Annotated in this window: 11 protein-coding genes and 1 tRNA gene; 2 read left to right on the top strand and 10 right to left on the bottom strand. The window is 41.9% G+C overall.

Going from position 1 to position 13,578, the window contains the following annotated elements; translation table 11 throughout:
• Positions 1-205: 205 nt before the first annotated feature.
• The 9 genes from IJT21_08865 to IJT21_08825 all read right to left on the bottom strand — a co-directional run bounded on the left by IJT21_08865 (position 206) and on the right by IJT21_08825 (position 9,034).
• Positions 206-1,888, bottom strand: coding sequence for a carbon starvation protein A (locus IJT21_08865; protein ID MBQ7578361.1), 1,683 nt, complete (start codon positions 1,886-1,888; stop codon positions 206-208).
• Positions 1,889-1,974: 86 nt separating this feature from the next.
• Entirely contained in the window at positions 1,975-2,910 is a 936-nt protein-coding gene (locus IJT21_08860) for a DUF2232 domain-containing protein (protein MBQ7578360.1), read from the bottom strand.
• A 15-nt stretch (positions 2,911-2,925) separates the two neighbouring features.
• Positions 2,926-3,186, bottom strand: a complete 261-nt coding sequence (locus tag IJT21_08855) for a 30S ribosomal protein S18 (protein MBQ7578359.1) — start codon at positions 3,184-3,186, stop codon at positions 2,926-2,928.
• A gap of 83 nt (positions 3,187-3,269) precedes the next feature.
• Positions 3,270-3,758 (bottom strand): single-stranded DNA-binding protein, encoded by a 489-nt coding sequence (locus IJT21_08850; GenBank protein MBQ7578358.1) that lies wholly within the window; start codon positions 3,756-3,758, stop codon positions 3,270-3,272.
• 14 nt (positions 3,759-3,772) lie between these two features.
• On the bottom strand, positions 3,773-4,042 hold the full coding sequence (gene rpsF, locus IJT21_08845; GenBank protein MBQ7578357.1) for a 30S ribosomal protein S6: 270 nt from the start codon (positions 4,040-4,042) through the stop codon (positions 3,773-3,775).
• 167 nt (positions 4,043-4,209) lie between these two features.
• A tRNA-Pro gene (locus tag IJT21_08840) sits at positions 4,210-4,285 on the bottom strand.
• A 45-nt stretch (positions 4,286-4,330) separates the two neighbouring features.
• Positions 4,331-4,597, bottom strand: a complete 267-nt coding sequence (locus tag IJT21_08835) for a DUF4177 domain-containing protein (protein MBQ7578356.1) — start codon at positions 4,595-4,597, stop codon at positions 4,331-4,333.
• Positions 4,598-4,612: 15 nt separating this feature from the next.
• Positions 4,613-6,838, bottom strand: a complete 2,226-nt coding sequence (locus IJT21_08830) for an SLBB domain-containing protein (protein MBQ7578355.1) — start codon at positions 6,836-6,838, stop codon at positions 4,613-4,615.
• A 24-nt stretch (positions 6,839-6,862) separates the two neighbouring features.
• Complete coding sequence (locus IJT21_08825; GenBank protein MBQ7578354.1) at positions 6,863-9,034, bottom strand: YjbH domain-containing protein; 2,172 nt, start codon at positions 9,032-9,034, stop codon at positions 6,863-6,865.
• A 466-nt stretch (positions 9,035-9,500) separates the two neighbouring features.
• Between IJT21_08825 and IJT21_08820 the strand changes: the two genes are divergently transcribed.
• Both IJT21_08820 and miaB read left to right on the top strand, forming a co-directional pair.
• Positions 9,501-10,790: an adenylosuccinate lyase gene (locus IJT21_08820; protein MBQ7578353.1), complete on the top strand. Its 1,290-nt coding sequence runs from the start codon at positions 9,501-9,503 to the stop codon at positions 10,788-10,790.
• Entirely contained in the window at positions 10,791-12,119 is a 1,329-nt protein-coding gene (miaB, locus tag IJT21_08815) for a tRNA (N6-isopentenyl adenosine(37)-C2)-methylthiotransferase MiaB (protein ID MBQ7578352.1), read from the top strand.
• Here the strand turns inward: miaB and IJT21_08810 are convergent.
• Positions 12,070-13,503, bottom strand: a complete 1,434-nt coding sequence (locus tag IJT21_08810) for a cobyric acid synthase (GenBank protein ID MBQ7578351.1) — start codon at positions 13,501-13,503, stop codon at positions 12,070-12,072. The two genes, miaB and IJT21_08810, sit on opposite strands and share 50 nt — an antisense overlap.
• Positions 13,504-13,578: the final 75 nt, after the last annotated feature.

The following is a 13,578-nucleotide window of genomic DNA, read 5'->3' as shown; positions in this document are numbered from 1 at the left end:
TTAATGAATAATACTATTAATTTATCGCTCTGTTCTTGACTCACTTTATGAGTGAGGTATTGACGCATTTAAATTTGGATCTGCCCACCCACCCGCCCGTTATTAGTCTGGAGTCGCGTTCAGGGAAAAGTTTATACAAATTTCCAAGTGTAATGGCACAAAAAAAGACTCCCCCGCATTTGGTCAGGAGAGCCGAAAATTTTTATTATTTACTCAAAGCCGCGTTATTTGCAGATTTATCCGAGAAAAGCTCTTTGCAGCAATTAGACACAACCAGAACCGCAAGAATCATCAACGCAAGCGCAATAATTAACTGCAGGCCGTCAACCATGAATACAAATCCGCCTTGAGTCATTTTCACGACAATTTTATATACACTTATGACAAGCGCGCTCATTGTAACAACAAACATAAACGTCATAGGAACATAAAGCATCCAGCCTTTACGCCCAGTAACGCGCAAAAATACAGCTAAAGCAGTAAGCACTAACGCAGATAATAACTGATTCGCAGATCCAAATAACGGCCATATACTGCTATATCCCGCAAGACATAACGCATATGCAAGCGCAAGTGTTATAACAGTCGATACATAATTATTCGTAACAAATTTAATTAATACGCTGCTCTGTTCGCCCTCTGACGGTGCAAAAAATTCCTGCCATGACATTCGCCCAATTCTCGTAACTGCGTCTATTGTCGTCATTGCTAAAGCCGATACACACATCATAATAACGCATTCTGAAACGTGAGCAGGAAGACCAAACATCGTAAAGAAGCCTCCTACAGCACGCCCGAAAATTTGAAACGGTGTCCCAGTCGGAAGCCCCCCGCCCTGTGAAGCCGAACATGCAATAACAAGAGCTACAACTCCGAGCAGAGTCTCTACTAACATTGCGCCATAACCTACAGTCAACATATCGCGCTCATTTGCAATTGATTTCGACGACGTACCCGACGAGACTAAACTATGAAAGCCGGAAACAGCTCCGCACGCAATCGTGATAAATAAAATCGGGAATAACGGTTGATTCTTGACTTCCCAGCCAACAAACGCAGGCATCTCTAAAACTGGATTCGCGATAATGATTCCTACTGCACCGCCGAAAATCATTCCCAATAATAAAAATACGCTCAAATAGTCCCTAGGCTGCTTTAATAGCCACATAGGAAGCACTGACGCAATAAAGCAATATCCAAATACTATGTAACGCCATGTAGCAGCGTCAAAATATAAGGGGTTCACAATTCCGGCCCAGAGCATTAACGCAACAAGCATCGCACCAATTATAAATTTTGTCAGCTCGCCCGCTTTGTTACGGCGCATAAATATCCCGAACAAAATTGCAACTCCGATATATATCATTGAAATCGAAGCAGCAGCCGCACCCGGTACATTTTCTCCGCCGTCCTTCGTGAATCCGTTGAACGTCCCAGCAAGAATATCAGCAAACGCAGCAATTACTAACAGCGTGAACAGCCAGCAGAACAGCAAAAATAATTTCCTGCCCGCCTTGCCGATATAACGCTCAATAATTAAGCCCATCGATTTGCCCTCGTTCTTTACTGAAGCATATAACGACGTAAAATCCTGCACAGCTCCGAAAAATACGCCCCCGACTAACAGCCATAAGAAAGCAGGAAGCCAGCCGAACATCGCTGCAATAATCGGACCTGTTACCGGGCCTGCTCCTGTAATCGAGTTAAACTGGTGCGAGAAAACTGTAAATCTTGACGCGGGTACATAGTCCTGCCCGTCCTCATAACGATATGCCGGAGTCTTTGCGTTCGGGTCAATTCCCCATGTCTTAACAAGCCAGCGGCCGTAAATCAAATACGCAAGCAAAAGCACTACTATTGCAATGCCTACGAGTGTTAATCCGTTCATGTGATAAAATTTCCTTCTTTCAACTTTCAAATTAAAATTTTGCGAAAATTGCGTGAAATATATCACCCGAAAAATTTTATGTCAAATTATGATTTAGTCTTGATTCGTTCGCGAAGATTTAGAGTCATGTCGCACATTCCCATAATTATAAGCCACGGCCAGAAAAATGGAATCGTGAGAATGAAGCAGATTAAAATTTTTACAGCTAACCTTAATTTATAGCCCGCCATTAACCAGAAAACTAGCGCGAGCCCCTGTATGAACATGAAAATATTTAATATAATCTGCAAATTTATTACGAACGCTGAACCCGCAAACCATTTTTCAGGATCAATAAAATATCCAATCACCAGCGAGAACACAAACGCAGGCAATAACGAGACAGGAAAACGCCACAATTTAAAATCGGGCAGGGCAGGCGGGAAATTTTTACACTCTGGGAATCTCTTGCGCATAATACTTGAACACATCGAGTAATTCAAATATGACTCGGCAGCTACATAAATTACAAGCATTGCAGGCAGCATATACGGGAAAATCGCTAAAACTTGTCTCACTGCATTCTGTAATTCGGGCTGATTTGCATACAACTGCGACAAAAGCGCGTCCATCTGTGCAGAGTCAGGAAATAAAATATTTCGTCCCGTAAATAACCAGAAGACAACCAGCAAAATAATTTTCATGACGAGAGAACCTCCCGCGCAAAATAATAAACTCTCTGAACCAGTAAATTTTTTCACCTGCTTAAATTCTGAACGTGAGAGCATAAATATCATAGCTGCAACAGGAGCACACCCAATCAAGAAATATACGGCCATTGACGGAGAAAGCACAAAAAATAACGTCGCTTCTATTAATAATTCAGCAATTCCTGAAGATCTATGACCCTCAAGACAGCCGAGAACAGCAAGAGGCAAAGGACAAATCATAAGCCCGACAAAACCTAAGACGGGTAAAAATGTCCCCGCTAAAATCAGTGCAAGCGTTATCAATACGCAAATAATTATATTTTTCCCCTTCATGGCCGCGAAATTTATTTAGTCAAGCGAATACGGTAATAATGCCATATATCTTGCGCGCTTGATTGCTTCTGTTAATAGACGCTGATGTTTTGCGCAATTTCCTGTTACACGGCGGGGGATAATTTTCCCTCTTTCGCTGATGTATTTCTTGAGCTTGTCAACGTCTTTGTAGTCAACTTTTTCCTGTTTCTCGACACAGTAATAACAAAATTTCGGCCTGCGTCGTGAACTGCTGCGTCCTGTGCGTAAAGCTCCTGCATTTGCGCCGTTTCTCATGGGTGCTGCGGGTCTTGCTTCACGTGATGTATTTTCGCGTTCATTCATGATTTACGTAATAATCTCCTTTCACATAATATAATCTAAAACGGTATGTCGCTTTCGTGTGCTGCTGTCTCGTTATTATCAGGAAAACCGCCGCCGAATCCTGTTTCATTTATGCTGCTTCCGAAATTAGGATCTGACTCTTCCGGCCATGGCTGCGACGAAGGAATATTATTATTTCCCTGTTGGCCTTGTCCCTGATTCAGAAATATTACATTTTCGGCGTTAATTTCCGTCATGTATCTTTTTCCGGAACCGTCTTTAGCGTCAAAACTTGTAGTTTGTATACGGCCTTCAACTAAAACGGGACTGCCCTTCTTTAAATATTTTCCGCAGTGTTCGGCAAATGGTCCCCAGACAACAACGTTTACATATTCTGTAGCGTCTTTGTACTCGCCGTTACTGTCCTTGTATGAACGGTTTATAGCAACGGCAAATCTCGCAATCGAGCGTTTATTAACGGTCTGACGGATTTCAGGATCGCGAGTCAGATTTCCCGCAATAACCGCACGGTTTAAGCCTCTCATCGCAAAATCCTCCCTTAATCGTCAAGCACAATAACTAATTGGCGATAAACATTTTGACGCAGGCCAAGTACACGTCTAAGCTCGAATGTCTGTGCGGGCTCAAGCTCGAAATTAAATAACACGTAATAGCCTTCTGTCTTCTTCCTGATTGGGTAGGCGAGGGTCTTCTTCCCCCAGTCATCAATTTTTGAAACAGTGCCGCCGAGATTCTTTAAAAGCTCCTCGATTTTCGCAATTTCTCCAGCCTGATCCGAATCTGAAGCAGCGTCAAGAATTACAAGCATTTCATATTTGCGCACTCTCTACACCTCCTCCCTATGGTCTTCGGCCTCTCGTTAGTGCGACTCACAAGAGGCAGGGCAAGTGAAATTATAGCATAGAGTCATGAAAAAAGGCTCTCACATTTTTTTATCGCGTGAAAGCCTTGTTATTTGTCTTATTTCGTTAATGATCGGGATGAGAGGATTCGAACCTCCGACCCCCTGCACCCCATGCAGATGCGCTAAGCCAGACTGCGCTACATCCCGAAAAACGAGCAATATTTTACATGATTTCTCGAAAATTTCAAGCCATTAATTTATTTCACGTTTCATGATCACAAAAAATACATTCGGATCAAAAGTTGTTCTCACCGCAAAAATTTCTGATAATTCCCAGCCGTCTTTGCCGTATTTATTTAATATTTGCTCGACCTGTGCAGTTTTTGAGGCTGCTTCCTTACTTTTTTGCAATGACGTTAGAGAACCGAGCGGGACGACTTTATATTCATATTTTGCCGCCGACATTGCCGGAAAAGCAAAGCAGAGAGTCATTAATGCTGCAACGAAAATTTTTCTCATGATATAACGCCCCGCTTAGTCCTTAGTAGCGTTGATTATTACGCCCGTCGCAACTGCAACTTTATAAATTATGTCAATCGTATCTTTCACGCTCTCTATAGAAGTCCTGTCGATGTACTTTAATGGAACTACTATTGTGTCGCCTGGTTCAACTTTTGCCGAGAATCCCTGCGGAGCTGTCCATTGCTTTGAACTGAATAATGACGTGTTGCGCGTTAATTTTATCGTAGAACCATCACTCTTGAGCAAATATATCATTCGTTTATGAGCGGTCTTGACGGCACCTCCGGCAGCATTTACATAAGCGTTTATGCCCATATCAGGCCGGAAAACCTGCGATGAAGCCGAATATACAGCTCCCATAACGTTGACAGTAAGCGGCACATTTGGAATATTAAGCGAGTCGCCGTCCTGTAATTCATAGTCCCATGCAGTATTTATTATATTTCTGGGTGTGTCGACTCTTGTTATGACTCGTCCTATTATGTCAACATTCCTTAGTCTATTTATTAATTCCCGCCTGTGTTGAAATTCTGCGGTCATTGCAGTTGCGTTCGTGCTTCCGGTGGCTGAGTTCTGTACACTCTGCAATAAATCGCGTTCCATTTGGTCGGCCATGAGGTTAAGTGCTTCTCTCTGTTCTTCTGCAACACTTTTGCGCGTGAAAATTGCTCCCCGTAAAAACGCTTTTGACGTGAATCCCCCTGCACGATTGATTAAATCTGAAATTCTTTCGCCCGTAAACATTGCATAAGTGCCGGGTCTTGCTACTTCGCCTGCAATAGTAACGTGAATTTGCTGCTTCCAGTTTGGAATAACTAAAATTGTTACGTGGTCGTTATTCTGAAGAGTAATATTATTTGTCGGGTCGCCTAATAAAGCCTGCTGAATATTTATTGTAAAACGCTGATTAACAGGGCCGTCAAGACTCGGAGTAACGCGCGTAACTTCTGCATATTCTGCTGCAGTTGGACTAAGTCCGCCGGCACGTTCGACTATATCAGAAACTTTTGTACGTCCGGGAATGATTACATATTGGCCGGGTCTCATTAACGGGCCTGATATAGTTGCATTTGCCGTGAAATTATAAACCGGATAAAGCCTTATAATATCGCCGTCTTGAAGTTCTGTGTTCTCAAGTTCTGCAAGAGTCCCTTCGAGTGCGCTTGCGTATGCGTGATTGAAGATTCTGTAATATTGGATTCTGCCTCTGAAGGTCTGCGCGTTAAGTCCTCCTGCGATAAATAATAAATCTTTGAGTCTCGTTGCTCCGTTAAGCTCGTAAACGCCGGGAGTCTGAATTTCTCCAGCGAGTCCGACTAACGGCCCTACAGGTGGAATATAAATAACGTCGCCGGCATATAATCTCGCGTCTTGAGTCTGGTCTCCCTGCAATAACATAGCGTACATATCTAATATTGCAACTGTGCGCCCGTTTCGCTTGAGTTCAATTTTTCGCATAGAACCTTTTGGAGATGGCCCGCCCGACGCTAATAACGCATTAATCAGAGTCGAGAATGACGAAACAGTGTAAGCTCCCGGCCTGCTTGCATTTCCTGTTACATAAACTGTGATAGAGCTTAATGCCCCCATTGATAAATTCATTTGATAACCGGTGTAATATTGATTTAAGCGCGATTGTAAAACTCTTTCTGCTTCCGGAATTGTGTAACCTGCCAGGCGAATCACGCCGATATGAGGAATCGAGGCCATTCCATCACGATTAATATTAACTTTGTAGATGCCTTCTTCGGGAATGCCCCATAAAGTTAGCGTTATTTCGTCGCCTACGTTGATTCTATAGCCTTGAGTAATGGGAGCTGAAGCTGACGGCGAATAATTTGTATTGCTGAAAAATGACATTCCATAGCGCGGAAGACCCTGCATTAAACTATACATAGAACTTCCTGAAGTCTTAGAATTTAAAATGTCGTTGAAATAATTATCAATTTCCTGCGCATTTAATGTCGTCTGAGCGTTCGGAGTTACATTTGCGTTATTTCCCTGAGTCAAGTCAATATTTTGTACATTGCCGCCTGTAGTCGTTGTGCTAAGTCCTGATGAAGGCGCAGCAGGAGTCGCAGGAGCTGTATTACTTGTAGAACTCGACCCCGACGGATTAGTAACTGCATCAAGAGCCGCTAACGAGCCTATTACATCAGCAGCAAACGAGCCATTACACAACGCGAATAATAATAAACCTGTCAATAACCAAAATTTTTTACGAGCAAAATTCTTCAATTTCTGACCACCCCAAAAATTTATTTATTTTATTATGTAATCGAGAAGACCTCTAATTTCTTGAGAATCTCTCTTGATTTCCGCTTCATCGTAGGAGCAATAATCCTGCAATAATTTCTGAACATTTAATTTTAACGCAGCCGGCCTCAATTGATCCATAAATCTTTCAGGAGACCTTATAACGCCGCCCTCACGTCCTGATTGAGATCTCCACGTCGAAATTAATAATGTGTCCTGCTCCCATGTGTGAGCGCTTGAATTACCGAACCACGTGCCAAACCATTTATCAGCAGGAATCTCTAAATGAACGCCGGCTTTCGTGAAACTTTTATCCGGTGCGTGAACATCCGTATCCATGTACCAGAAGCCAATCGCTGTATCATCCCAATGACGTGTAACTGAAAATTTCCAGCCTTTATCGCCGTCAACAAATTTTCCCCAGTCAGCCCGCAAATCAAGATCGAGTCCCTTAACGTGATAATTTGCTTGAAGCCACGTTCTTAAACGCCATTCATCGCCGCTCTTAGAATCAAAAGTAGTGCCTCTGTTATCACGATAAATATAACGCCCTTCTGTGAGTCCTGCAAATGAGTAAGGGTCTCTATCGTGCAAATAAGCTGCTCTTGCTCCTATCCACCAGCCGCCGTCTTTGCCGTAAATTCTCGCCCATAAATTTGCGCCGAACCATTCTTCATTGAGATAACCGCCCTCACCGAACAGCCAAATTTTATTTGAACCCAAAATATTATGTGCGTAAGTAAAACCGGCCTGCTGAATCCTGATTTTATCGTTTAAATCTTTTTCCCACCAGAGTCCCGTTCTGTCATGCGTCTCGATATTATTAATTATAGGAAATTTTACATCAATTATCGACTGCCAGCCGTTGGAGTATCTGCCCTTGTAAATTAAATCAATGTTCCAGCGATCCATATATGATTTTCCCAAAGTCTGATCTATTCGCGGATCGTACGTAACCATAGCTTTTATTTCGTGGCGTGCTTTAGAGCCTAATACGTTTGAGTCCGGTTTATCGCGTTTACCTTCTGCCCACGCAAAAATAGCAGTCTTTAAAGATTCTTCACCGCGTAAAGATCTTGCACGTATGTCAAATAAAATAGTTCCGGGAAAATCAGCTTGCACGATCGGGACACCGGCATTTTTTGCGATTAATAACACTTCTTCAGTTTCGGGCATCACGGCAGAGAGGACGACCAAGACTCTTGTCATTGCTTCAGCGTGTGAGGCGTAACCGTAATTTTCGTAAGCTAGTGTTAATTTATGGCCGTGTTCAATGTCTTGCAAAGTTATATCAACGTCGCGGACTCGTGCAAATTTTTCAAGACCCGTTTTTATGCGCGAAATTAATTCATCTGATTTTATGTCATCCCAGTTTACAGGGCGCGGGTCTCCGGGTGCTGAATAACTTTTTTTGTAGGGGCCTATGAATGAACCGCCTGCGAGATTTATTCTTTGTGAAAGAGTAAATACAAATTCGTTGCCCCTTTGCCAGCTTATAGAACCTTCGAGTCCCCAGTTAGTTTTTGCGACGAGACCTATATTAAATTTTTTCTTCGGAAGTTCGCGCATGACGTGATAATTTCCTGCTTTATCTCCGGTGTAATCTAACGGGCTGTACTCGGCCTTTAACGTGAGCCAGTTTGTAAAATCGTACTCAATTCCCGCGAAGAAGCCGTTTAATCTGTCTGAACCGTAACCGAGAGTCAATGCGGTTTTGTCCCATCTCCAAGTGGCGACTCCGTAATAAGATTTAAATAATTCAGTGCCCATTACATCAAAGACTCCGACAGCGATAGAAGGCAGATACCAATTTTTACTTGATAATCTGTTGTGCCATAAGACAGCTTTTAAATCTATTGCTTTGTCCATGTATTTACGTCCTCTAAATTCTCCGCTCCAGCCAATTCCGCCGTTATCGCTTATTCTAATTGTGTCAAAAGTTGTTAATCTCGCATTTATTTCAAGCCACGGAAGCCACGACATGTCGAGGAAAAAATATTCGTAAGGTGATGCTTTAGTGTAACCGAATCTTCCGCCGCCGTCGTCAGGAATTTCTGCCGTCGGATATTCCCAGAGTCCCGTTAATCCTGTGTTGCCGGCTGTTGAAGCGTATATACTCGATGAAAATATTAACGTCAACAGTAAAGCTGACAGAATTAAACGTATTGACCTCTGCAAAATTAATCGCTCCTCTTTATGAAATTGAGCATATTTTACACTATAAACGCGCAAAAGTTCACGATTACACTTTAAGACTCTCAAAAATTTTTGCCTATTCGCGCTACCCCTTCAATCCGGGTGGGTGGGTGGGCGGAACGAACGATATTCGCGCGATAAATTAATTGCATTGAGCTGGAATTATGTGCGATTACTATAACTTCATGATATAATTCAAATCTATAAATTTTTCCCCATAAAATTTTATAACGGCCAAGAAATATTTTACTAATACTTTTGCTAATACAAAAATGTTGACTCGTTCATGAAATAATAAAGACTCACAAAGCTAAAAAATTTTTTATCGCGATAATTTTTTAATTGCATGATGAATCATAAAATATTTTCACACACGATAATAATTTAATGACGTGATACAATTTCAGCAAAATAATTTAAACGTGAACAAAGGAGAAATTTTTTATTCATGATTGAACGATATTCAGAGAAAGATATTACAGCTCTATGGAACGAATATAACCGCCTTAAAGTTATGCTTGATGTAGAAATCGCAGTTTGTAAGGCATGGGCAGAAATGGGAAGAATCCCTAAAAACGCTCTCGATGACATAATTGCAAATGCACGCTTTACAGTTGAAAGAGTTCAGGAAATCGAGAAGAAGACGCAGCATGATGTTGTAGCGTTTGTCAGCGCAGTTGCAGAAAATATCGGCGAAAATGGGCGTTATTTGCATTTAGGAATGACAAGCAGCGATATTCTTGACACAGCAAGCTCAATAATGTTACGCGACTCAATAAATATAATTCTCGCCTCACTTGCTGAACTTGACTCCGTTGTATTTGACCTCGCGAAAAAATATAAATATCTTCCCTGCATTGGCCGCACTCATGGGATTCACGCCGAGCCTATGTCATTAGGACTAAAATTTTTGAACTGGCATTCAGAACTTTTGCGCGACATTGGAAGACTCGAATATTCACGTAAGGACGTATCAGCAGGTAAAATTTCCGGAGCTGTCGGAACTTATGCAATGTGTTCACCCGAATTAGAAGCTAGAGTCTGTGAGCTGCTTGGACTCGAACCTGCAAAAATTTCTAATCAGATTCTACAGCGGGACAGGCACGCAGGAGTCTTGAATGCTCTTGCAGTAATGGGAAGCACTCTCGAACGAATGGCCTTAGAGATTCGAAATTTACAGCGCACAGAAGTAAGGGAAGCCTTCGAACCTTTCGGAGTCGGTCAAAAAGGGTCTAGCGCAATGCCTCACAAACGTAACCCGATTAAATGCGAAAGAATTTGCGGAATGTCAAGACTTTTGCGCGGGTATGCTTTAACAGGAATGGAAAATATTGCGTTGTGGCACGAAAGAGACATCAGCCATTCATCAACTGAGCGCGTAATTTGGCCGGACGCTTTTAATATTGCTGCGTTCATGGTTAGGAGCATGACAAAAATTTTGCGCGGTCTTGTAGTCGATGAAGAAAGAGTCAGGGAAAATTTGAGTCAGACTCACGGACTCGTATATAGTCAAAGGGTCTTAACATATTTGTTAGATGAACTTAAATTATCACGCGAGGACTCATACGCGATCGTTCAGGAAAACGCAATGAAGACAGCTGCGGGCGGGGGAGCTTTCCTCGATTTATTGTTAGCTGACGAGAGATTAAAAGATGTTGACCATGAGAAATTAAAATCTTTGTTCGAGAATGAATTTTATTTGCGTTACGTTGATGAAATTTTCGGGAGGTTTAATTAGTTGCCTCGTTTTTGCGTGAAAGTTTACGGCTGTCAAATGAATGTCTATGACGCGGACAGAGTCAGAACTGTTTTATGTTCGCGGGGATGGGAGGAAACCGGCGAGTCAGACGCAGATTTAATCATGATAACCGGTTGCAGTGTCAGGGCAAAGGCAGAACAAAAAGTTTGGAGCGAAATGGGACTCTATGAACCTTCATGGAAAAAAAATCAACGGCCTTTAGTCGCGTTAACCGGCTGTATCGCACAAAGACTCGGCGAACGTGCTTTGAATCGATTCCCATATGTAAAACTTGTTGCCGGTCCTCGTCATATAGGTTTATTGCCTGACGCTATAGAACAAGTAGTAAAGCACCCTAAATCGCGGATAAATTTGCTCGACACTGATCCGCGCGAATTTCACAGCCTAAATTTTGACTCTGACAACATCACGATAAAGCGCGAAAATAAATACAAAGCATATGTAACTATTGCTCATGGTTGCGACAATTTTTGTACATATTGTATAGTGCCTTATGTGCGCGGGCGGTTTGTGTCGCGAAAACCTGAAGAAATTTTCAGCGAAATCGAAATGTTAATCAATGACGGCGTGAAAGAAATTACTTTACTTGGCCAAAACGTGAACAGTTACGGCAAAGACATAAATTTAAATTTTGCGTGGCTCCTGCAAAAAGTTGCGAGAATGTCAGGTATTGAGCGGGTAAGATTTGTTACTTCATTGCCGCAGGATTTTACAAACGATATTATTGACGTTATGGCGAGTGAAAAAACTGTGTGCCCGTCTTTAAATTTGCCGATACAGTCAGGAAGCGACAAAATTTTAAAGCTCATGAACCGCAAATATAATTACGCTGAATATCTCGAAAAAGTTAATTTAACGCGCGAAAAAGTGCCGGGGCTGGGACTCACTACTGATTTAATAGTGGGCTTTCCTGGCGAGTCAGAGCAAGATTTTGAGGACTCATTAAATGCCCTTCGCGAAATAAAATTTGATCTCGTTCACAGTGCAGCATATTCAGAAAGGGACGGCACACCGGCGGCAAAAATGGAAGGAGCTTTACCCGTTGAGCTTAGACTCGAACGACTCAATAAATTAAACGCGCTGCAAGACTCTATAACACTTGCTATAAACGAGAAATTAACCGGTGAAATTTTTGATGTTCTTGTTGATGCACCAGCACCCAAAGGCGAGAATTTATTGCAGGGCAGGACTCCAATCGATAAAGTTGTATTATTCGAGGGCAGCAAAAAACTTTTAGGGGAGTTCGTGAAAGTAAAAATTACTCGTGCTGAGGCGTGGTGTCTTCATGGCGAACTAGTGAAAGAATAAATTTAATGTCGAGATTCTGAGCTAATAATTTCGCGATTGCATTAAATGACTCATCTTTTACGGAGCGCGTATCAACTTCCGGGCGTGCTTCGTAATTTTTTGCGAGTCTGATATTATTCAGCCACAAAGCTCGAAAATTGTCGTTGTCAAATATTCCGTGAATGTATGTCCCCGCAAGAGTAAAATTTTTGTTCGTTATTCCCTCGTCATAATCCGTGATAAATAGCGGGCTGAAATCTTCATCATAATTATAAATTGTTCGTCCGTAATGAATTTCATAGCCTGAAACGTGTAAATTTTTGTTATTTGCTAGAGTCCCGGAAATTTGGCGCGTAATTTTTTCGTGAGAGTCAAAACTTGTAGTAACCGGCAGAATCTCAAGCAGTCCCAAAATTTGCAGCCCTCCGCAGATTCCAAATATAGAGCCGTGAAAAATTTTTATTGCCGAGTCAAGATTCGAGTCTTTCAGCCATTCGAGAGCAGCAAAAGTATTTTTCGTGCCGGGCAAAATGAGCGCGTCAAGATTCGCAAGTTCATGATAATTATTCACGTAAATTAAATTAACTCCGTCATATTTGAATGCGTCAAAGTCCGTGAAATTTGCTATGCCTGGAAAATTTATAATTCCGATTGAGATATTATTATTGCTGCTGTAAAAATTTTTTAGCGTCAATGAGTCCTCGCCCGATAAATTAATGTTATTCAAGAATGGGAGAACGCCTAAAACTTTTATGCCTGTATAATTTTGCGTCCATGCTGCAGCGTCAGTGAATAAATTTATGTCGCCCCGAAATTTGTTAAAGATTATGCCCTTGACGCGTTCTCTATCGCGCTGCAAAAGCTCAAGAGTCCCGACTATTGATGCAAGAGAGCCGCCCTTGTCTACATCAGTTACGAGAATTACGGGAACGTCTGCTTCACGTGCGATTCTCATATTTACTATTTCATGAGCGTTTAAATTAATTTCTGCCGGACTGCCAGCACCCTCGATTATGATTGCGTCAAAATTTGCTTGAATATATTGCAGTGCTTTGCGTATTGCGTTAATGCCGTGAGTCTGCGCAAAAATTTTATAATAATTTCGTTCTGCCGGTTTATGAAATGCCTGACCGTTTAAGATTATTTCTGAAGATTTGTCATGACGCGGCTTTAATAGAATCGGATTCATGAAAACTTGCGGAGTTAATCTTGCTGCCTGAGCCTGTAGAGCTTGAGCAGTGCTTATCTCGCAATTATCGTGAGTTACATACGCGTTATTTGACATATTTTGCGACTTGAACGGGCAAATTTTTATATTCATGTCAGATAACAGCCTGCAAAGACCTGTAACTATAAAACTTTTTCCCGAGTCGCTTGATGTTCCCTGAATCATTATTCCGTTCATGTTAATATTTTAGCAGATACAGCAAAAAGTGTTTCGTTGAATGCGCCGCAAACTAAAAACGGGTGGGCGGGCGGG

Source organism: Synergistaceae bacterium (assembly GCA_017443945.1).
In the GTDB taxonomy this organism is placed as follows: Bacteria; Synergistota; Synergistia; order Synergistales; family Aminobacteriaceae; genus JAFUXM01.
Note: the sequence above shows the minus strand (reverse complement) of the source record. Positions and strands in the feature narration are given on the sequence as shown.